At 69.5% G+C, this 18,996-nt stretch carries 19 protein-coding genes and 1 pseudogene; 10 read left to right on the forward strand and 10 right to left on the reverse strand.

The window, feature by feature from the left end; all coding sequences use genetic code 11:
- Position 1 precedes the first annotated feature (1 nt).
- Genes pcaH through ABZ823_RS25035 form a run of 3 tightly spaced genes read right to left on the reverse strand, consistent with a single transcriptional unit; the run spans position 2 to position 2,247 of the window.
- Entirely contained in the window at positions 2–775 is a 774-nt protein-coding gene (pcaH, locus tag ABZ823_RS25025) for a protocatechuate 3,4-dioxygenase subunit beta (RefSeq protein WP_361664507.1), read from the reverse strand.
- Positions 776–820: 45 nt separating this feature from the next.
- Positions 821–1,465, reverse strand: a complete 645-nt coding sequence (locus ABZ823_RS25030; RefSeq protein WP_361664510.1) for a 3-oxoacid CoA-transferase subunit B — start codon at positions 1,463–1,465, stop codon at positions 821–823.
- The gene (locus ABZ823_RS25035; RefSeq protein WP_361664513.1) at positions 1,465–2,247 is read right to left on the reverse strand and encodes a CoA transferase subunit A; all 783 of its coding nucleotides are present in this window, start codon (positions 2,245–2,247) and stop codon (positions 1,465–1,467) included. Before ABZ823_RS25035 ends, ABZ823_RS25030 begins: the two co-directional genes overlap by 1 nt.
- A gap of 208 nt (positions 2,248–2,455) precedes the next feature.
- On the opposite strand from ABZ823_RS25035, the gene ABZ823_RS25040 reads away from it, so the two are divergent.
- Positions 2,456–2,920, forward strand: coding sequence for a MarR family transcriptional regulator (locus ABZ823_RS25040; RefSeq protein WP_361664515.1), 465 nt, complete (start codon positions 2,456–2,458; stop codon positions 2,918–2,920).
- A gap of 348 nt (positions 2,921–3,268) precedes the next feature.
- On the opposite strand, the gene ABZ823_RS25045 is transcribed toward ABZ823_RS25040, so the two are convergent.
- Positions 3,269–4,345 carry an ATP-dependent DNA ligase gene (locus tag ABZ823_RS25045; protein ID WP_361664519.1) on the reverse strand — a complete coding sequence of 359 codons (1,077 nt, stop codon included), beginning with the start codon at positions 4,343–4,345 and terminating at the stop codon, positions 3,269–3,271.
- A gap of 172 nt (positions 4,346–4,517) precedes the next feature.
- Between ABZ823_RS25045 and ligD the strand changes: the two genes are divergently transcribed.
- The 3 genes from ligD to ABZ823_RS25060 all read left to right on the forward strand — a co-directional run bounded on the left by ligD (position 4,518) and on the right by ABZ823_RS25060 (position 7,762).
- Positions 4,518–5,543: a non-homologous end-joining DNA ligase gene (gene ligD / locus ABZ823_RS25050; RefSeq protein WP_361664522.1), complete on the forward strand. Its 1,026-nt coding sequence runs from the start codon at positions 4,518–4,520 to the stop codon at positions 5,541–5,543.
- Between the two features lie 115 nt (positions 5,544–5,658).
- On the forward strand, positions 5,659–6,609 hold the full coding sequence (locus ABZ823_RS25055; protein ID WP_361664525.1) for a multicopper oxidase domain-containing protein: 951 nt from the start codon (positions 5,659–5,661) through the stop codon (positions 6,607–6,609).
- Positions 6,610–6,706: 97 nt separating this feature from the next.
- Positions 6,707–7,762 (forward strand): LacI family DNA-binding transcriptional regulator, encoded by a 1,056-nt coding sequence (locus tag ABZ823_RS25060; protein ID WP_361664528.1) that lies wholly within the window; start codon positions 6,707–6,709, stop codon positions 7,760–7,762.
- 84 nt (positions 7,763–7,846) lie between these two features.
- Here ABZ823_RS25060 and ABZ823_RS25065 read toward each other — a convergent pair whose 3' ends face one another.
- On the reverse strand, positions 7,847–8,641 hold the full coding sequence (locus tag ABZ823_RS25065) for a VOC family protein (protein WP_361664531.1): 795 nt from the start codon (positions 8,639–8,641) through the stop codon (positions 7,847–7,849).
- 282 nt (positions 8,642–8,923) lie between these two features.
- Between ABZ823_RS25065 and ABZ823_RS25070 the strand changes: the two genes are divergently transcribed.
- The 3 genes from ABZ823_RS25070 (at position 8,924) to ABZ823_RS25080 (ending at position 10,088) form a co-directional block, all read left to right on the forward strand.
- Entirely contained in the window at positions 8,924–9,175 is a 252-nt protein-coding gene (locus ABZ823_RS25070; RefSeq protein WP_361664534.1) for a WhiB family transcriptional regulator, read from the forward strand.
- Between the two features lie 172 nt (positions 9,176–9,347).
- Positions 9,348–9,563 carry a hypothetical protein gene (locus tag ABZ823_RS25075; RefSeq protein ID WP_361664537.1) on the forward strand — a complete coding sequence of 72 codons (216 nt, stop codon included), beginning with the start codon at positions 9,348–9,350 and terminating at the stop codon, positions 9,561–9,563.
- Positions 9,564–9,713: 150 nt separating this feature from the next.
- The gene (locus ABZ823_RS25080) at positions 9,714–10,088 is read left to right on the forward strand and encodes a hypothetical protein (RefSeq protein WP_361664540.1); all 375 of its coding nucleotides are present in this window, start codon (positions 9,714–9,716) and stop codon (positions 10,086–10,088) included.
- A 103-nt stretch (positions 10,089–10,191) separates the two neighbouring features.
- Here ABZ823_RS25080 and ABZ823_RS25085 read toward each other — a convergent pair whose 3' ends face one another.
- The 4 genes from ABZ823_RS25085 to ABZ823_RS25100 form a co-directional block, all read right to left on the reverse strand.
- Positions 10,192–10,659, reverse strand: a complete 468-nt coding sequence (locus ABZ823_RS25085) for a hypothetical protein (protein ID WP_361664543.1) — start codon at positions 10,657–10,659, stop codon at positions 10,192–10,194.
- Between the two features lie 193 nt (positions 10,660–10,852).
- Entirely contained in the window at positions 10,853–11,827 is a 975-nt protein-coding gene (locus ABZ823_RS25090; protein ID WP_361664546.1) for an acyl-ACP desaturase, read from the reverse strand.
- A gap of 230 nt (positions 11,828–12,057) precedes the next feature.
- Complete coding sequence (gene ddaH / locus ABZ823_RS25095; RefSeq protein ID WP_361664548.1) at positions 12,058–12,834, reverse strand: dimethylargininase; 777 nt, start codon at positions 12,832–12,834, stop codon at positions 12,058–12,060.
- Between the two features lie 391 nt (positions 12,835–13,225).
- Positions 13,226–14,854: an ABC-F family ATP-binding cassette domain-containing protein gene (locus tag ABZ823_RS25100; protein ID WP_361664551.1), complete on the reverse strand. Its 1,629-nt coding sequence runs from the start codon at positions 14,852–14,854 to the stop codon at positions 13,226–13,228.
- A gap of 485 nt (positions 14,855–15,339) precedes the next feature.
- On the opposite strand from ABZ823_RS25100, the gene ABZ823_RS25105 reads away from it, so the two are divergent.
- The 3 genes and pseudogenes from ABZ823_RS25105 (at position 15,340) to ABZ823_RS25115 (ending at position 17,503) form a co-directional block, all read left to right on the forward strand.
- A complete protein-coding gene (locus ABZ823_RS25105) occupies positions 15,340–16,020 on the forward strand; it encodes a GPP34 family phosphoprotein (RefSeq protein WP_361664554.1) in 681 nt (226 codons plus the stop codon).
- A 266-nt stretch (positions 16,021–16,286) separates the two neighbouring features.
- Positions 16,287–16,716: pseudogene (locus ABZ823_RS25110) on the forward strand (transposase family protein).
- Positions 16,717–17,095: 379 nt separating this feature from the next.
- The gene (locus ABZ823_RS25115) at positions 17,096–17,503 is read left to right on the forward strand and encodes a hypothetical protein (protein ID WP_361664557.1); all 408 of its coding nucleotides are present in this window, start codon (positions 17,096–17,098) and stop codon (positions 17,501–17,503) included.
- Positions 17,504–17,528: 25 nt separating this feature from the next.
- Here ABZ823_RS25115 and ABZ823_RS25120 read toward each other — a convergent pair whose 3' ends face one another.
- Positions 17,529–18,542, reverse strand: coding sequence for a cytochrome P450 (locus tag ABZ823_RS25120; protein WP_361664560.1), 1,014 nt, complete (start codon positions 18,540–18,542; stop codon positions 17,529–17,531).
- Positions 18,543–18,996: the final 454 nt, after the last annotated feature.

The raw sequence follows: 18,996 nt of genomic DNA on the forward strand, positions 1-18,996 counted from the left end.
GTCAGCGTCCTTCCTCGAGCCAGGTGGCGTCCGGGCCGGCGAGCACGATGTCCCAGTGGTAGCCGAGCGAGAACTCCGGCACCGACAGGCCGTGGTCGTATGTCGCGACCAGCCGCTGCCGGGCGGCGTCGTCCGTCACGGACCGCAGGATCGGGTCGTACGGGAAGAGCGGGTCGTTCGGGAAGTACATCTGTGTCACGAGCCGCTGGGTGAACGCGCGGCCGAAGACGGAGAAGTGGATGTGCGCCGGGCGCCAGGCGTTCACATGGTTGCGCCAGGGGTAGGGGCCCGGCCGGATGGTGGTGAAGCGGTACCGGCCCTCACGGTCCGTGAGAGTGCGGCCGGCGCCCGTGAAGTTGGGGTCCAGCGGCGCGTCGTGCTGCTCGCGCTGGTGGGCGTAGCGGCCGGCGGCGTTCGCCTGCCAGATCTCGATGAGCTGGCCGCGCACCGGGCGGCCGTCCCGGTCCAGCAGCCGGCCGGACACGGTGATCCGCTCGCCGATCGGGTCGCCCCGGTGGTGCCTGGTGAGGTCGTTGTCGACATCGGTGATGTCCCGTTCCCCGAAGGCGGGCGAGAACAACTCCACCAGCTCAGGGTCCCGGCCGACGTCTATGGTGACCGGCGGCTGCTTGGGGTGGCGCAGCGCGGAGGAGCGGTAGGGGGCATAGTCGCGACGCGGGTGGTGCTCGACGGGCGCGCCGTCGGCGACCCGCTTGTCGTAGGCGGCCTGCTCGGCCGCGATCTCCCGGTCGATGTCCTGCTGGGTGAGGGCCATACGGGTTCCTAGCGTTCGAGAAGGGGGGCGAGCCGGGGGCGTCGTTCAGCCGACACCCTCCGCTACGGTCAGTTCGGCGCCGGTCCTGGCGACGACCTCCCCGGCGCTCACACCGGGCGCGGTCTCGACGAGGACCAGCCCGTGTCCTGTCACGTCCAGCACGCCGAGGTCGGTGATGATCCGGTCGACGCAGGCCTTGCCGGTCAGCGGCAGCGAGCACTCGGTGAGGATCTTGGGGTTGCCGTCCTTGGCGGTGTGCGTCATGACGACGATGACCGTGCGGGCCCCGTGCACCAGGTCCATGGCCCCGCCGATTCCCGTGATCATCGTGCCCGGGATGGCCCAGTTCGCCAGGTCGCCCCGCGCCGAAACCTGCATGGCTCCCAGCACGGCGACGTCGATGTGCCCGCCGCGGATCATCGAGAACGACAGCGCCGAGTCGAAGAACGCGGCTCCCGGCAGAACCGTGACGGTCTCCTTGCCCGCGTTGATCAGGTCCGGGTCGACGGTGTCCTCGTCCGGGTAGGGGCCGGTGCCGAGGATCCCGTTCTCCGACTCCAAGACGACCTCGACGTCGCCGGGGAGGTGATCGGGGATCAGCGTGGGCATTCCGATGCCCAGGTTGACGTACTGACCGTCCCTCAGTTCGCGCGCGGCCCGGGCGGCCATCGCCTCGCGGCTCCAGGCCATCACCCGCTCACCGCCCCCGGTGCGCCCGGTGCGGAGACCGTGCGCTTCTCGATCTTCTTGTCCGCCGCCTGCTCGGGTGTCAGCGCCACGACCCGCTGGACGAAGATCCCCGGCAGGTGCACCGCGTCCGGGTCGATGGCGCCGGGGTCGACCAGCTCCTCGACTTCGGCGATCGTCACACGGCCCGCCATCGCGGCGAGCGGGTTGAAGTTGCGGGAGGACTTGTTGAAGACCAGGTTCCCGTGCCGGTCCCCCTTCGCGGCCCGTACCAGGGCGAAGTCGGTGCGGATGCCGCGCTCGAGGACGTACTCCACCCCGTCGAACACGCGGACCTCCTTGGGCGGTGAGGCGAGCGCGACGCCGCCCTGCCCGTCGTAGCGCCAGGGCAGTCCGCCCTCGGCCACCTGAGTGCCGACACCGGCCGGGGTGTAGAAGGCGGGGATTCCCGCGCCGCCGGCCCGCAGCCGTTCGGCCAGGGTGCCCTGCGGGATCATCTCCACCTCCAGCTCGCCGCCCAGGTACTGGCGGGCGAACTCCTTGTTCGCCCCGATGTACGAGCCGGTCACCCGCGCGATCCGTCCGGCGGCCAGCAGCACCGCGAGACCCGATTCCATGGCCCCGCAGTTGTTCGACACCACGCCGAGGCCGCGGACCCCGCGCTCGTGCAGCGCCTGGATCAGCACGTCCGGCACACCGCTCAGCCCGAACCCGCCCACCGCGAGCGATGCGCCGTCCGGTACATCGGCCACCGCCTCCAAGGCCGTGGCGACCACCTTGTCCATCCGTGAAGCCCCGTCTCTTCCACGCGCCTCTCGACGAATTAGTCAGGGCACTGAGTGTTCGGTGAGGGTGGGTTCACGCTGCCACCGCAGGCGTAGAAGCGTCAAGGCCTTGAAAAGGTCGAGTTACGGGGGGTTGGGCATCGGAGGTCGGGTCGGGTGTCGGCGAGTATCGTTCAGTACACCAACGAAAACGACCTCAGGAGCGCTCATGGCCGCGGTGGACCTTTCCACCCACCCCGGGCACCTGGCCCGCCGACTTCAGCAGGCGCACTATCTGCTCTGGAACTCGATGGTCTCCGAGGAGATCACCTCGCCGCAGTTCGCGGTCCTCAACGCGCTCGTCGCGGAGCCCGGGCTCGACCAGCGCACCGTGGGGGAGCGGGTGGGCCTGGACCGCTCCACCATCGCCGAGGTGATCAGCCGGCTCGGCCGTCGGGGGCTGCTGGACAAGGTCCGCGACCCCCAGGACGGCCGCCGCTTCCTGCTGCACCTCACGGACGACGGCCTGCGCACGCACCGGAAGCTGACAGTGCGCACGGCCCGGATGAACCAGGTCTTCCTCGCCCCGCTCTCCGCCGAGGAGCAGGCCCTCTTCTTCGATCTGATCCGACGCGTCTCGGAGGCGGCCGAGGGGCTGCGCAACCCGGCGCCCGTCGCGAAGACCGGAAGCTGACCGGCGCGGTCGTGCGGCTGGCCGAGGCACGCGCCCACGGTTACGCCAGCAGCCACGGTGAGCGGGAGGAGGGGTGTCGGCGGTGGCCGTGCCGTTGCGGGCCCGCCAAGGTGCCGTGGTGGCGGCCCTGTCTTCGGCGGGGCCCAGCGCGCGCTTGGGCGAACGAGCGCCTGCGGCGCTCCGCGGACGGTCTGGAGGGCGCGGCGAGGGAGCCGGCGCGGGCCGGGCTGCCGTTCGAGGCGTGAACGCCCTGGTCCGTCGGTACACGGCTGCCGCGGAACGTTACGTTCAGCGGACCGGGCGCACCACTGGGCCGATGCGGATCACCCTCTGCCGCCAAGGCCTGTGTCAGCGTCCGCCGGGAGTGCCGAGGATCTCCGCGAGGTCGTATCGCACCGGTTCCTCCAGCTGCGCGTAGGTGCAGCTGGAGGGGGTGCGGTCCGGGCGCCAGCGACGGAAGCGCGCGGTGTGCCGGAAGCGCACTCCGTTCTCCATGTGGTCGTAGGCCACCTCCGCCACCCGCTCGGGGCGGAGCGGCACCCAGGACAGGTCCTTCTTCCCCGACCAGCGGCTGGGCGCACCGGGCAGCCGGGCCGTCTCGTGCGCCGCCTCGTCCGACCAGGCGGCCCACGGATGGCCCCCGACGTCCTCCATCCGCAGCGGTTCCAGCTCCTCCACGAGTTCCGCGCGCCTTTTCATGGGGAACGCTGCGGCGACCCCCACGTGCTGGAGGGCGCCACGGTCGTCGTACAGCCCGAGCAGCAGTGAACCCACGACCGGGCCGCTCTTGTGGAAGCGGTAGCCCGCGACCACCACGTCCGCCGTGCGCTCGTGCTTGACCTTGTACATCACCCGCTCGTCCGGCCGGTAGGGCAGGGAGAGCGGCTTGGCGATCACTCCGTCCAGCCCCGCCCCCTCGTAGTGCCTGAACCACTCCTCCGCCACCGCGCGGTCCGTCGTCGCGGGCGCGAGGTGCACCGGCGGCGTCACCGACGACAGCGCCTTCTCCAGCAGACGGCGCCGGTCGCTCAGCGGGACGTCGAGCAGCGACCGGTCGTCCAGTGCCAGCACATCGAAGACCACGAACGAGGCGGGGGTCTTCTCCGCGAGCGTGCGCACCCGGGAGTCCGCCGGATGGATGCGCTCCGTCAGCGCGTCGAAGTCGAGGTGTCCCTCCCGGGCGATCACGATCTCCCCGTCCACCACGCACCGCTCGGGCAAGCGCTCCCGCAGTGCCTCCACCAGCTCCGGGAAGTACCTCGTCAGCGGCTTTCCCGTGCGGCTGCCGAGCTCCACCTCGGTGCCGTCGCGAAAGACGATCGCCCGGAACCCGTCCCACTTCGCCTCGTACTGCATGCCCGGCGGGATCTTCGCCACGGGCTTGGCGAGCATCGGCTTGACGGGTGGCATCACCGGCAGATCCATGGCTTTGACTCTAGGAGGGGATCCTGGCACCCGCCTGTCGAGTACGCACCCGGGCCGGAGCAGGGATGATCGCGCCCCTCACACCAGGGCCGGCACCGGACGACCCGCGCCCGCCACGCGGTGCGACGCGCCCGGTGTGCGGGGCCTGTCCGGTGCGCCTACCGTGGCTCGCATGGGCGATGCGGTCGAGCTGGAAGTGGGCGGCAGGACGGTACGCCTGTCCAGCCCGGGCAAGATCTTCTTTCCTGAACGCGGCTTCACGAAGCTGGACCTCGCGCAGTACTACATCGCCGTCGGCCCCGGCATACTGCGCGCCCTGCGCGACCGGCCCACCACCCTGGAGCGCTACCCGGAGGGCGTGACCGGCGAGTTCTTCTTCCAGAAGCGGGCGCCCAAGAACATGCCCGACTGGATCCCCACCGCCCACATCACCTTCCCGAGCGGCCGCAGCGCCGACGAGATGTGCCCCACCGAAGTCGCCGCCGTGGTGTGGGCCGCCCAGTACGGCACGCTCACCTTCCATCCGTGGCCCGTGCGCCGCGACGACGTCGACCACCCCGACGAACTCCGCATCGACCTCGATCCGCAGCCCGGCACCGACTACGCCGACGCGGTCCGTGCCGCCCATGAACTGCGCGCTGTTCTCGAGGAGTTCGGCGGGCTGCGCGGCTGGCCCAAGACCTCCGGCGGCCGGGGACTGCATGTCTTCGTGCCCATCGAACCGCGCTGGACCTTCACCCAGGTGCGTCGCGCCGCCATCGCCGTGGGCCGCGAGCTGGAGCGCCGGATGCCGCAGCACGTGACCACCGCGTGGTGGAAGGAGGAGCGGGGCGAGAAGATCTTCGTCGACTACAACCAGACGGCACGCGACCGCACCATCGCCTCCGCCTATTCCGTGCGTCCCAAGCCGCACGCCCCGGTGTCCGCGCCGTTGCGCTGGGACGAGGTCGATGACGTGGTGCCCCGCGACTTCGACCTGGCGACCATGCCGGACCGGTTCGCCCGGCTCGGTGACGTCCACGCGGACATGGACGACCACGCCTTCTCCCTGGAGGCACTCCTGGACCTGGCCCGGCGGGACGAACACGACCACGGGCTGGGCGATTTGCCCTATCCGCCGGAGTATCCGAAGATGCCGGGCGAGCCGAAGCGGGTCCAGCCGAGCCGGGCCCGGAAAGACGGCACTCCGCCGATGTAAGGGCAATACGGAGTATTTGTCCTCCATGCGGATAAGCTCACGCCGTGCCGCTACCGTCCCCGGTTCGTCCCCGCGGCACTTCTCCGTGAACTCCGTATAGGATGGGGAGTCCGGCATGGACAGACGCAGCTTCAACCGCCGGATGCTGCTGGGCGGGGCGGCCGTCGCGACCTCGTTGGCCGTGGCCCCGCAGGCCGCCGGCACGCCGCTGCGCAGGGCGCCTACCGGCGGCCGGGTCAAGCGCATCAAGATGTACGCCGAGAGGCTCAGTGACGGGCGCATGGGCTACGGCCTTCAGCGGGGGAAGGCGACGATCCCCGGCCCGCTGATCGAGATCGTCGAGGGCGACACGCTGTACATCCAGTTCGAGAACACGACGGACGGCACAGTGAGCCTCCATGTGCACGGTCTGGACTACGACATCGCGCAGGACGGCACCCGGTGGAGCCGAAGCGGGGTACGGCCGGGTGGCACCCGCACGTACGTCTGGCGCACCCACGCCCCCGGCCGCCGTGCGGACGGCACCTGGCGGGAGGGCAGCGCGGGCTACTGGCACTACCACGACCACATCCTCGGCACGGACCACGGCTCGGACGGTATCCACAAGGGCTTGTACGGGCCGGTGATCGTGCGCCGCGCGGGAGACATCCTCCCCTTGAGAACACACACGATCGTGTTCAACCAGACGATGATCAACAACCACGAGCAGGGCTTCGCCCCCGACTTCCAGGCGACGCTCGGGGACCGTGTCGAGTTCGTGATGATCACGCACGGCGATCTTTACCACACCTTCCATATGCACGGCCATCGTTGGGCGAACAACCGTACGGGCCTCCTGGCAGGACCGGACGATCCGAGCCCGATCATCGACAACAGGATCGTGGGCCCCGGGGACTCCTTCGGCTTCCAGGTGATCGCGGGGGAGGCCGGCGGGCCGGGCGCGTGGATGTACCACTGCCATGTGCAGCACCACGCCGACAAGGGCATGGGCGGGCTGTTCCTGGTGAAGAACCGGGACGGAACGATCCCGGCCTACGACGTGCACAAGCACCAAGAAGGCGGCTGACGGCCCGGCCCCGGCCCTGCCAGGGCCGGGGAACGCTCTCAGCGACAGGCGGGTCGCGGGCTATCCTGATCCGCGACCGCTGAGGGAGGGGCCCCACGTGACCGAGACCGCGCCGCGTCCCACCCTGGAGGCCGTGGCCGCCCGGGCCGGGGTCTCGCGGGCCACCGTGTCCCGGGTCGTCAACGGTGGGAACGGTGTGCGAGGGCCCCTCGTCGAGCGGGTGCGCCGGGCCGTCGAGGAACTCGGCTACGTGCCCAACCAGGCCGCGCGCAGTCTCGTGACCAAGCGGCACGACGCGGTCGCCGTCGTCATCGCCGAACCGGAGACCCGGGTCTTCGCCGACCCCTTCTTCGCCCTCCAACTGCGCGGCATCAGCAAGGAACTGACGGCGCACGACTCCCAGCTCGTGCTGTTGCTGACGGAGGGGCGCGCCGACCACGCCCGGGTCGGCCGGTACCTGGCCGGCGGCCATGTCGACGGCGCCCTCGTCTTCTCGCTGCACCTGGAGGACCCGCTGCCTGAGCTGGTGCAGCGTGCCGGGGTGCCCACGGTGTTCGGCGGGCGGCCCGGCTGGGGCGACGGCACGCGCAGCACCCTGTACGTGGACAGCGACAACCGCGGCGGGGCCCGTGAGGCCGTGCGTCATCTCGTGGGACTCGGCCGCCGCCGCATCGCCCACATCACCGGCGCGTTGGACCAGACGTCCGCGGTGGACCGGCTCGACGGCTTCCGGGACGTCATGGTCGACGCCGACCCGCGGCTGATCGTCGAAGGGGACTTCACCCCGACCGGCGGCGAACGCGCGATGCGCCGGCTGCTGGAGCGCTGCCCGGACCTGGACGCCGTGTTCGCCGCGAACGACCTGACCGCCTCCGGCGCCCTCCGGGTGCTCCGCGCGCTGGGGCGCCGGGTGCCCGACGACGTCGCCGTCATCGGCTTCGACGACATGCTGCCGGTCGCCGAGCAGACCGAACCGCCCCTGACGACGGTCCGTCAGGACATAGAGGAGATGGGACGGCTGATGGCGCGGCTGCTGCTGCGCCGCCTGGACCGGCGCGGCGACACACCGGGGCCGGACGGTGCGTCCCTCGCGGGGGACGCGCCGTCCAGCGTGGTGCTGCCGACGACATTGGTGCGGCGCGCGTCCGCGTGAGGGCGGGCGCGCGGGGGCGGGCGCGCGGACCGCGGGCTTGGTGAAGGGCGCGCTGCGCGGCTCCGGCCGGTCCCTGACGGACTATCAGCCCTGCTGCTGCGGCGCGTTCTTGAGCACCGCGAAGCGCGCTCCGTACGGGTCGGCGAGCCTGGCGACGCGGCCCACCCCTTCGAGGTCCGTCGCCGGCATTCGGACAGTGCCACCGAGCTCCTGGGCGCTGCTCACCGTCGCGTCCGCGTCCGTGACGGCGAAGTACGGCAGCCAGTGGGCGTCGGACCCCGCCTCCACGGGATCGTCGGCCAGCGAAACGAGACCGCCGAACATGGCGTCCGATCCGGCGCCCGCGGGATTGATGCAGGTGTAGGTGCCGCCGGGGAAGGGCACGCCCTCGGTCTCCCAGCCGAGCACCCGGTGGTAGAACGCGGCGGCGCGGGCGATGTCCGGTGTGTACAGCTCCACCCAGCACAGCGCGCCGGGCGAGCCGGCCACCTCGATGCCCTTGGTGCGGGCCGGCTGCCAGACACCGAACGGCACACCCGCGGGGTCGGCGACGATGGCCATGTGGCCCTCGCCCATGACGTCCATGGGCTGGACACGCACGCTGCCCCCGGCCTGCTCGGCCGCCTTCACCGTGGCCTCCGCGTCGGAGCTCTGGAAGTAGACGGTCCAGGAGGGCGGTCCCTGCTCCTCGGTGATCTCCATACCGCCGGCCGCCGTCTTGCCGGAGAGCTGGAAGAAGCCGTACTCCCCGGCTTCGGGGCCCGCCGACTCGAACTGCCAGCCGAAGAGACCGCCGTAGAAGGAGACGGCGCCGTCGATGTCCGGAGTGCCGACATCCAGCCAGTTCGGGGCGCCGTCGACGAAGCGGGTGGTGAGCATGACTGCCCTCCTTCGAGGGTCCTTCGAGGGTTCCCGGTGCCTGCACTGCCGAGTCTTGCACCGCCCACCGACAATCGCCGCCGGAGTCATGGGTTGGGCCCCTGTGACGGTCGGTCACGGGTAGAGTGGTCTGTGTAGTGGACCTCCGCAGCACTGGCGCCGCGCGCCGTCGTGCGTCGGCGTATGGGACCGGGGCACCCTGTGAGCCGTGGACGAGACCACGGGTGAGGCGTTGATCCCGCGTTGATCGGACGTTTTTCGCCGCGCGGCACGCTCACGGGCATGCACATCGAAGCGAGCACCGCGTACGACACCGCCTGGCAGGAGCAGGCGCTGTGCGCGCAGACGGGGGCCGATTTCTTCTTCCCGGAGCCGGGCAGTTCGGTGCGGGAGGCGAAGCGTATCTGCGGACTGTGCGTGATCCGCTCCGCGTGTCTCGAGTACGCGCTCGCCCACGACGAACGGTTCGGCGTCTGGGGCGGGCTGTCCGAGAAGGAGCGGCTGCAACTGCGGCGGGGGCGGGAGAACGGATGAGGTCCGTCCGGTCCGTCGCGGGAGCCGTCCGACCGGCCCGTTGAACGGCACGCGGGGTGCCGTGGGACGGGGGAATGCGGGTTCTCGGGGCTGTGCCGTCGGGTACGAGGACGGATCGTGGCCAGTGCCCCGTCCGGATGCGCGTCCGGGCGCGCGGGACGATCCTGGAGACATGTCCGGACGGGCTCCTGTCATCGTTCATCCGCCGTCGGGCACCGGCGGCCGACGGGTGACCGCGCGCGGGGAGAGCCTGGGGCTGGCGTTCTCCGACGAGGACGTGATCGAGTTCCTGGGCCGGGCGGGTCTGCCCGATGCCGAGGACCTGCTGGACGACCCCGCGTGGGTGAAGTGGCGCGGAGCGGAAGCACACCACTACGAAGCCGCGTAACAGGCTCGCGACCGGCACCGAGGCACCGCCGCAGGGGCGCGCGGGCGGACCGTCGTCGACGATCGACGGACACCGCGACCGCGTTGCCCGACCGCGTACGCACTGGCCGAGGACCTGCGCCGTACCGATCCCTACAGCCGCCGGGAGTCGATGGCCCTGTACGGGCGCACCAAGCTGATGACCATCATGTGGACCCAGGAACTCGCCCGGCGCCTGGACGCCGGGAAGATCACCGTCAACTGCTGCGACCCCGGCTTCAACGCCACCGGACTCGGCCGTCACCTGCCCGGCTCCGCGGTCCTGCGGCGTCTGCTGAACGCCCTCAGGATCGGCGACCCCCGCAAGGGCGCCGGCATCATCGTGCGGCTCGCCACCGACCCCGCGTTCGCCCGCACCAGCGGTGGCTACTTCTCTGTCCGCGACGCCCGGCCGCTGGAGTGCCCCGAGCCCGGCCGGGACCCCCGCGTGCAGAAGGAACTATGGGAGGAGAGCGTGGCGCTCCTCGCCGGCCACACGGCCGACTGAGACCGGGCCGTCCGCCTCACGGCGGTCCGTGGTCCGCGCGGAGGTGACAGCCGTGCTGCTTGATTCGCCGGGAGGGCTACCCGGGGGCTGCGGCACTCCGGCACTAGTCCTCGCTGACCGGTGCCAGGACGGCGAGCGTCTCGCCGGCCTCGCGCAGTGCCAGCCGCAGCATGAGCGGGGAATGCAGCGCTCCGCTTCCATCGGGGGGAACGATCCACTCCAGCGGGCTCGGCGACCGGTCAGGCGGGGGCACCGCGACCCATGACCCCGCGCCCGCGCGACGCACTCCCTCCCCGTACCAGTGAACGGCCGGATCCGCTGGAACGAGGAAGCCCACCCGGCGTGCCGCCGAGTCCACCAGCGTCGGTCCGGGCGTGCGCACCGGGTCGTACCACAGGATGTCGAGGGTGAGCAGACCGAGTTGGCGGGGGACACTCACCAGGTCCCAGTGCCGTCCGGCCTCCATCAGCACCGTGCCGTCGCCCGGGTGCCACCCCCGCTTGCCCGCCCGGGGGTCCGGCGTGGCGGCGGCGAGCCACTCCACGTCGTGTGTCCACATCGCATTCGTCATGAGCAGCTCCAGGGGCCGCCACCCGGCCCGACCAGGCGTCGTACGGGGACTGGACCGGAGAATGCCCGCGGGGGAACACCAACCGGCATATTCATGCTGATGGACGGTTCCCCGTGGCAAAAGGGTGGCGCGGCCTGGCGTTTGCTGCTGAAACGTTACGGCGGGGGCCTGGCATGGCCGACGGCCGCCCGCGCTACGCTCCCGCGCGCGCCGCCATCCGGGCCTTGCGAGCCGCCAGCCTCTCGTCGAACTTCAGGGCCTCGGCGTCGAGTCCGCCGAGGAACAGGCCGAGTTCCTCTTGGGCCCGGCGGCCCTCGGGGCCGAGACCGTCGATCTCCATGACCTTGAGGTAGCGAAGCACCGGCTGGAGGACGTCGTCGTGGTGGATGCGCAGGTTGTAGACCTCGCCGATCGCCATCTGCGCGGCTGCGCGCTCGAAGCCGGGGATACCGTGGCCCGGCATGCGGAAGTTCACCACGACGTCCCGGACCGCCTGCATGGTCGGATCGGGTGCGATCTCGAACGCGGCCTTCAGCAGGTTCCGGTAGAAGACCATGTGGAGGTTCTCGTCGGTCGCGATCCGGGTGAGCATCCGGTCGCAGACCGGGTCGCCGGACTGGTGGCCGGTGTTGCGGTGCGAGATGCGGGTGGCCAGCTCCTGGAAGGCGACATAGGCGACGGAGTGCAGCATCGAGTGCCGGTTGTCCGACTCGAAGCCCTCGCTCATGTGCGACATGCGGAACCGTTCCAGCTTGTCGGGGTCGACCGCGCGCGAGGTGAGCAGGTAGTCGCGCATCACGATGCCGTGCCGGCCTTCCTCGGCGGTCCAGCGGTGCACCCAGGTGCCCCAGGCCCCGTCACGGCCGAAGAGGGTGGCGATCTCGTGGTGATAGCTGGGGAGGTTGTCCTCCGTCAGCAGGTTGACGATCAGCGCGATCCGGCCGACCTCGGTGACCTTGGACTCCTCCTTCTTCCAGGCCGTGCCGTCCTCGAAGAAGCCCGGGAAGTTGCGGCCGTCGCTCCAGGGAACGTACTCGTGCGGCATCCAGTCCTTGGCGACCTTCAGATGGCGGTTCAACTCCTTTTCGACCACTTCCTCCAGGGCGTACAGCAGCCGGGCGTCGGTCCACACGGACGCGCTGCCGAGGTGGGGGGAGGTGATCGTCACGGGAACTCCAGGGAGATGCTGAACAGACCGGCGGGCGGCACCGAAACCTACGGGATCGTAGGCTACGTAGTCGTAGGTTACGAACCCGTAGGTTAAGCGCGCCGTAAATACGGTTCGCCCGCAGGTGTCCTCATGATGGGTCAGACCAGGGCCGCGACCGGCGATGGGCACGCCGAAGACCCCGTGGCCGAGGGGTCGCGGGGTCGAAGCGGGGGGCGCTGCTCAGCCGGTCAGTCGTACAGGTCGCGCAGGCGCACCGAGAGACACGTCACACAGCCCTCGAGCTTCTCGAACTCGCTGATGTCCACCAGGACCGGTTCATGCCCGAGGTCGGCGAGCAACTCGGCCGTCTTCGGGGCACTGGCCGCCATGAGGAGCTTTCCGCCGCCGAGCAGTACGACGTGGGAGCCGGACTCCTCCGGCACCGGCAGAAAACGCGGGAACAGCGCCGGCTTGTCCACGAGTGGCACATGGCCGATGACGGTGCCGTCGGGCAGCGCGGTGACCGACGACTTCAGGTGCAGCACCTTGGTCACCGGCACGGCGACCACCCGGGCGCCCAGCGGTTCGTACACCGCGCGAATCTGCTTGACGGCGGCCGTGTTGGTGCGGGCGCTGCGGCCGACGTAGATCGTGTCCTCGACCTTGAGGATGTCGCCTCCGTCGAGGGTGCCCGGCTCCCAGATCCAGTTCACCGAGCAGCCGAGCTGGGCCACGGCCTCCTCCACGCCCGCCGTTTCGCCGCGCCGGGACTCGGCGCCGGGCCGGGCTATCAGCGCGACGTTCTTGTACATCACCACCGCGTCCTCGACGAACACCGAGTCCGGGCAGTCATCGGCGGGTTCCACCTCGATGGTCTCCCAGCCGTGCGTGCGCAGCGCTCCCGTGTACGCCTCCCACTGCTCGAGTGCGCGGCCGACATCGACCTTCTCCCGCTGGATGTGCGTGACCAGCCCTTCGGCGAGGCGGGGGCTCGGTCGGCGGACGAGGGCTTTCTTGCTGGGCACGTGGAACTCCGTCTCGGCTGTTGATGTCGCCCGCCATCATGCAGGGCCGTCCCCCGGGGGCGAACCCCCGGGTACGCGCCGCCGCGGAGGTACCGCGGTCTTCCTGTTCCATGGACGGCAAACGGACTCTGGCGGACTTCGGGGGCTCCCTGGGCCGCCTGGTGGTCAGCGGGCCTCCGGGGGCGCGGCGGCCTCTGGGTTCCGCGGGGTTCCCCGGGTTCCCCGGGTTCCCCGGTGGTCCCCGGGTTCCCGGGGTTCCCCGGGGGGCGGACTTCGTGGGGCTGTCCGGGCAGCCTGAAGGTCACCGGCCGCCCGGACCTCCGGCGGCCTCCGGTCACCCCCAGGAGGGGCCCGGACCCCGGGCGGCGTCCGGACCTCCGCAGGGCTCTCTCTACGCCGGGTGTCTCGCGGCCTCCGGTGTGGTTTCGGTGAGTTCGCCGTCGAGCAGCAGCCAGCGCGTGATGCCGATCGACTCCAGGAACGGCACATCGTGCCCGGCCACGATCAGCGCCCCCTCGTACGACTCCAGGGCCGTGGTGAGCTGCCGGACGCTCGCCATGTCGAGGTTGTTGGTCGGCTCGTCGAGCATCAGCAGCTGTGGAGCCGGCTCGGCCAGCATCAGCGCGGCCAGAGCGGCACGGAAACGCTCGCCGCCCGACAGGGTCCCGGCCGGCTGGTCGGCCCGCGCGCCGCGGAACAGGAAGCGGGCCAGCCGCGCCCGGATCCGGTTGCCCGTGGCGCCCGGCGCGAACCGGGCCACATTCTCCGCGACCGTCAGCCCGTCGTCGAGGACGTCCAGCCGCTGTGGCAGGAAGCGCAGCGGCACATGGGCCCTCACCTCGCCCGACACCGGCTCGAGTTCGCCGGCGATCGTCCGCAGCAGGGTCGTCTTGCCCGCGCCGTTGCGCCCGATCAGCGCGATCCGCTCCGGACCGTGCAGGTCGAGGCTGCCCGCCACCCGTGGGCCGTACGTCAGTTCCAGGTCCCTCAGCGTCAGCACGGACCGCCCCGGCGGGACCGCGGTGTACGGCAGGTCGATACGGATCTCGTCGTCGTCCCGTACCGCACCCGCCGCCTCGTCGAGCCGCTCCCTGGCCTCGGTGAGTCTCTCCTCGTGCATGATGCGGTGCTTGCCCGCGGACTCCTGAGCCGCCCGTTTGCGCGCCCCCATGACGATCTTCGGTTCGCGTTTGCTGTCCCACATCCTCTGGCCGTACCGCTTGCGGCGGGCCAGCTTGACCTGGGCCTCGGCCAGTTCCCGCTTCTGCTTGCGGAAGTCCGCCTCGGCGACGCGCACCATGCGCTCCGCCGCCTCCTGCTCGACGGCCAGCGCATCCTCGTACGCGGAGAACGTGCCGCCGAACCAGACGACCTCTCCGGCGCGCAGGTCCGCGATCTGGTCGACCAGCTCGAGCAGTTCACGGTCGTGGCTGACCACGACCATCACTCCCGACCACGCCTCGACGGCCGCGTACAGCCGTCGGCGCGCGTACAGGTCGAGGTTGTTGGTGGGCTCGTCGAGCAGGAGCACTTCGGGGCGGCGCAGCAGCAGCGCGGCCAGCCGCAGCAGGACGGACTCGCCGCCGGAGACCTCCCCGATGGTGCGATCCAGGCCGATGTGACCGAGACCGAGTTCGCCGAGCATCGCCTCGGCGCGTTCTTCCACGTCCCAGTCGTCGCCGACGGTCGTGAAGTGTTCCTCGGCCGCGTCGCCCGACTCGATCGCGTGCAGCGCGGAGCGCGTCCCGGCGATGCCGAGTGCCTCGTCGACCCTCAGCTCGGTGTCGAGCGTGACGTTCTGCGGCAGGTAACCGACCTCGCCGGCGACGCGCACGGTGCCGCCGGTCGGGACGAGCTCTCCGGCGATCAGCTTCAGCAGGGTGGACTTTCCCGCTCCGTTGACGCCGACGAGCCCGGTCCTGCCGGGACCGAACGCGAGCTGGAGGTCGTCGAAGACAGGGGTGCCGTCGGGCCAGGAGAAGGACAGGGACGTACAGGTGATGGCAGGGGTGTGTGACATGCGGGCCTCGCGCTCGCTCGGAGTGGGTGGGGCAACGCGTGTGAGACACCGCAGGGGGCGACGGTCCGCGGACACGGAAAGGGCCCCGCACCGGAGGACGGCTCGTACGCCGAGGTCGCACACGACGCACACAGACGCGGTCAGCGCTGTGTGACGCGGTGTCTCAGGACCTCAGACGAGCAACGTCCTTCTCCAATCGACGGCAACAGGACCGCGATCCACGGTAGGAACAAGCCCAGGGTGTGTCAAAGCATTAACGTCGGTCTCGGTCTCGTCCGCGGCCTCCGTCTCGTCCGCGTCCGGCGGGCACCTTCGTGACACCCGCTTCCCCTCACCACCCGGGCAGCCGTATTCAAGTCCGTACCGGGCACTCGTATTCCGCACCCACCCCAGCGCGTACCCCGCCCTTCCCCGTCCCCCTCACCCACTCGCGCCCGTACAGGCCGTCCAGCCGCGCCTGTCGAGCCGCGAGCAAGGAGGCCCCCATGCCCGATGACTCCCCTTCGCTGCCCGCCCGGCTGTATCTGCTGGCCTGGGACACCACCCGGCGCAGGCTCGTCTGCGACAGCCGGCTCGATCATCTGGTGCGGGCGGGCGCCTTGGTCGAGCTGGCGGGGCGCGGACTGCTCGTCGACGTGGCCGGTGTCGTCACCCCGTCGGATCTCGACGCCCGTAGCGGCGATCCCGTTCTGGACGGGCTTCTCGAACTCGTCATGGAGTCCCTGCCCCGCTCCTGGGCGTCCTGGGTGACGCGATACGCCCGCTTCACCCTCGACGACGTCCGCGCGCAGCTCGCCGCAGCCGGTTTTCTGCGCGCCGAGAGCAGGAGGGTGCTCGGCCTCTTCCGGTCCCCGGAGTACGAGCTGGAGCGGACGCAGGCGGTGGAGACGCTGCAACGACAGGCGCGGCAGGCGCTCACGGGCCCCGTGTCCGTCACCCAGGTGTCCGAGCGCGACGTGGCCCTTCTGGCCCTGGCCGCCGAGGCCGGACTGCGCACGGTGGTGAGTCCGGCGGACGGCGCACGGTACCGGGAGCGCATCGAGGCACTGGCGGAGCGGGGCAGCGGCGCTGCTCCGGCACTGGAGGGGGTCCTTCAGGGCGTACGCGGGGCCGTGTCCGGGCCGGGAGCCGCCGCGCCGCCCACCGGGGCCCGCGGTTGCGGGTGAGTGCTTGGTGCGGGCGCTCTCGACGGCCTCCCAGCGCGTCGGGCACAGCGGTCTGCCGCCCCGTCCGTACCGGTGACACCCGTCCGTACCGGTGACAGTAGCCCTGACACCGCGCGCAGTACCCGAGCCACTCGATCAGTGAGCTCTTTCAGCGTGGCCACTGATCGGGTGACGGGCCGGGGTGAGGGAGGGGTACGCAACGCACAGGGCTTCCGTGCCGTTGAGGGAGGTGTTCGAAGTCTCAACCCATCGGCAGCGGAGCCCTGTTGGTTCCGTATCCTGCCGCACTCGACCTCCCGCACGCCCTGGTCGAGTGGGTCACGATGCTCATCGTCACGCGTGAGGATGACCGGCGGTGGAAACTGCCGCCGCACCGGCGTGCGCTTGTCGCTCTCGTCTACCTGCGCCGCCACGGCTCCCTCTCCCGCATCTCGGCCGGCTTCGGGATATCCGCCGGCACCGCCCACGCCTGCGTCACCGGGCTGCTCGCCGATCCCCAGCCTCAAACGACCGCCCGGCGGGGAGCTCACTCCCACTCAACGCACCGTCAACCGCGCCCTCGCCCAGACCCGGGCCCCTGTCGAGCGCGCCATGGCACGGCCGAAGTGCTGGCAGCTCTTCCGCAGATCCCGGATCAGGCCCAACCGCATGACCGTCATCGCCAAAGCCGTCCTCACCCTGGAGAGGCAACGCTGAAAAGGCTCAGTGAATGTTTACGCGGTCTCGCCCCATATGGACGAGACCCGTTTCGCCGCTTCCTCGAACGAGGTGCTGAATATTTGATTATGCGTTCCAGTGCTCTGTGCATTGCATCAGTGTCATATTTTGAGAGTCTCGAGGTGGGATTAAGGAATCGTGCGACACGCAGATTTCAAACGCCGCTGGTAGCGTTTCCATGTCGCTTCGACCGTATATGGTCATGCTTGCTTGCGTCTCAGTAAGTATCACCGTCGGAAAGGAAGCGACCATGTCCATTTCGAGGCGTTGCCTGGTTGTAGCTTCGATGATCGCACTAGCAGTAATCGGAGGCTCCGCCTCTGCGTCTTCGAGATCCCGACCCCAGGATCACAAGGAAGTGGTCACGCGCTACGACGTGATCAAACTGCACGGGAAGCTGACGCAATACAAGAGAAGCGGCAGTGCAGGTAGATCGGCAGGGGTCGGCGATCAGGTTCTCATCTCGGAAAAACTCTTCCACAACGGGCGTAAGTACGGTTTCTCCGTAGTGATGTGCACACAGGTCACCGGACCTGTGAATCCTACCCCCGCTCATCCGGCCACCGAGCTGTGCACGGGCGTCTACAGTCTCCGTAACGGGCAGCTAACCTGGCAGAATACGCTCGTCAATACGCGGCAGGGGCCTCCGCCGCCGTGGAAGACGGCTATCACCGGCGGCACGGGCGCGTACGCAAATGCGCGTGGCTATATTGATGCCGACGGGATGAAGCATAACTATACAGTTCATCTGGAACACTCCAGCTGAGGTGTCCTGATGGCCTGCCGGTTCGTCAGATTCGTGTTGTAACCCGGAGCCTGAGGCCCGCAGGCGCGTTGCATCCGTTGGAATGGATCTCATGTGAGGGTAGAGGACCTGGTGGCTCGTGGAATTCGTATCGGCGGGCTGCCTCTGCTGTTACGAGGGTGAGTTCCAAGGTTGCGAGTGCGATCCCGCCGCATTTGGATGGACCGTCGCCGAATGAGAGAAAGGCATTGACTTTCCGCAGTTGTCCATCGCTGGACATCCAGCGCGAAGGGTCGAACTTGTCCGGGTCTTCTTGCTGTCTGGGATCGCGCTGTGCTGAGTATGCGCATACCAGGACTTTGGCGCCGGCCGGGACTTCGTAGCCGTTGAGCGTGGTACGGCGGGTGGTCTGTCTGTTGAAAAGCCAGTTCGGCGGATGCAGTCGCAGAACTTCGTGGACGAAGGCTTTCGTGTAATGCAGTTTGTCGACAGCGATGCTGGTCACATCCTGCGGATCGGCGGGAAGCGACTGTGCCTCGCGAGCGATGCGCCTCGCCGATTCTGGATGGCGCGCCAGGCTGAGGAGGATCCAGCCGGCCGCCACGGAGGGGATGTCGGACATGGAGACGGCCATGACGGCAAGACTGTCGATAACGACGCGATCGGGCAGCGTCCCGTATTGCGAGGACGGCCGGAGCATCTGGGCCAATAGATCCTCGCCTGTGTTCTGCTCCGTCCGACGGCGATCGATCACGTCCTGGACTTTCTGAGTGAACTGGGCCCGCAGGAACGCCCTGGCCCGCTTGTCGACATCCGGGTACCAGCGGGACCGGGGAGGCGGCATCTCCTCGCTGATCTTGCGAAGGCCTTCAACTGCCTCAGCCAAGTATGTTGCGTCGCCGCCGAACATGAATTTGTTCCCGATTTCTGTGAAAGTCCGAAGCATCATCGGGAGTACTTCCAGGTCCTGGTTTACCGGCCAATCGGCAACGAATTCCCTAATGTCGCGGGCGATTTCCGGTGTGCGACCAGCGACACCTTGAGGACGCAGTCCACGCATTCGGGCCGACCTGCCGTGAGCCACCTCAGTCCGAACCGGAAAAACTGCGTCAGGAGGCTGCGTCGTCGGAGGAAATGCCATCAATCCCCGACTGTACTCTTGGTTTGTCCGCTGCAGTACCGTGCGGCACGCGCTCAGGGATGCGGCAACGTAGACACCGCGCGCGAGTCTCCACACATCCCCGCACTCGCGGGCGGCAGCAAGCGTGTACGAAAGACGGTCGCTTCGAAAATCCGCCAACCCTCCTCGTCTGAAATACGTAGGGGGCTTAGGATGATCTTTCATGACGGCACGTCCCGCAGAGTCGATTCGGGTGAATCAAGGTCAGCTCCATCGGAAATGAGACGTGCGCGGATGAGGGATACCACATGGCCGGGGACGAGAAGGACGCGATCGAGTACGTCAAGCAGCTGCTGTCGTACCTGCCGTCCAACAACCTGTCCGAGCCCCCGGT

The sequence above is a fragment of the Streptomyces sp. NPDC047079 genome (assembly GCF_040643755.1).
In the GTDB taxonomy this organism is placed as follows: domain Bacteria; phylum Actinomycetota; class Actinomycetes; order Streptomycetales; family Streptomycetaceae; genus Streptomyces.

Excerpts from the sequence above, each read along its gene's own strand:
- ABZ823_RS25055 (WP_361664525.1), top strand. The coding sequence starts at position 5,659 with ATGGACAGACGCAGCTTCAACCGCCGGATGCTGCTGGGCGGGGCGGCC.
- ABZ823_RS25075 (WP_361664537.1), top strand. The coding sequence starts at position 9,348 with ATGTCCGGACGGGCTCCTGTCATCGTTCATCCGCCGTCGGGCACCGGC.
- ABZ823_RS25105 (WP_361664554.1), top strand. The coding sequence starts at position 15,340 with ATGCCCGATGACTCCCCTTCGCTGCCCGCCCGGCTGTATCTGCTGGCC.
- ABZ823_RS25085 (WP_361664543.1), bottom strand. The coding sequence starts at position 10,659 with ATGACGAATGCGATGTGGACACACGACGTGGAGTGGCTCGCCGCCGCC.
- ABZ823_RS25120 (WP_361664560.1), bottom strand. The coding sequence starts at position 18,542 with ATGCGTGGACTGCGTCCTCAAGGTGTCGCTGGTCGCACACCGGAAATC.
- ABZ823_RS25080 (WP_361664540.1), top strand. The coding sequence starts at position 9,714 with ATGGCCCTGTACGGGCGCACCAAGCTGATGACCATCATGTGGACCCAG.
- ABZ823_RS25065 (WP_361664531.1), bottom strand. The coding sequence starts at position 8,641 with ATGCTCACCACCCGCTTCGTCGACGGCGCCCCGAACTGGCTGGATGTC.
- ABZ823_RS25045 (WP_361664519.1), bottom strand. The coding sequence starts at position 4,345 with ATGGATCTGCCGGTGATGCCACCCGTCAAGCCGATGCTCGCCAAGCCC.
- ABZ823_RS25100 (WP_361664551.1), bottom strand. The coding sequence starts at position 14,854 with ATGTCACACACCCCTGCCATCACCTGTACGTCCCTGTCCTTCTCCTGG.
- ABZ823_RS25070 (WP_361664534.1), top strand. The coding sequence starts at position 8,924 with ATGCACATCGAAGCGAGCACCGCGTACGACACCGCCTGGCAGGAGCAG.
- ABZ823_RS25035 (WP_361664513.1), bottom strand. The coding sequence starts at position 2,247 with ATGGACAAGGTGGTCGCCACGGCCTTGGAGGCGGTGGCCGATGTACCG.
- pcaH (WP_361664507.1), bottom strand. The coding sequence starts at position 775 with ATGGCCCTCACCCAGCAGGACATCGACCGGGAGATCGCGGCCGAGCAG.
- ABZ823_RS25030 (WP_361664510.1), bottom strand. The coding sequence starts at position 1,465 with ATGGCCTGGAGCCGCGAGGCGATGGCCGCCCGGGCCGCGCGCGAACTG.
- ligD (WP_361664522.1), top strand. The coding sequence starts at position 4,518 with ATGGGCGATGCGGTCGAGCTGGAAGTGGGCGGCAGGACGGTACGCCTG.
- ABZ823_RS25040 (WP_361664515.1), top strand. The coding sequence starts at position 2,456 with ATGGCCGCGGTGGACCTTTCCACCCACCCCGGGCACCTGGCCCGCCGA.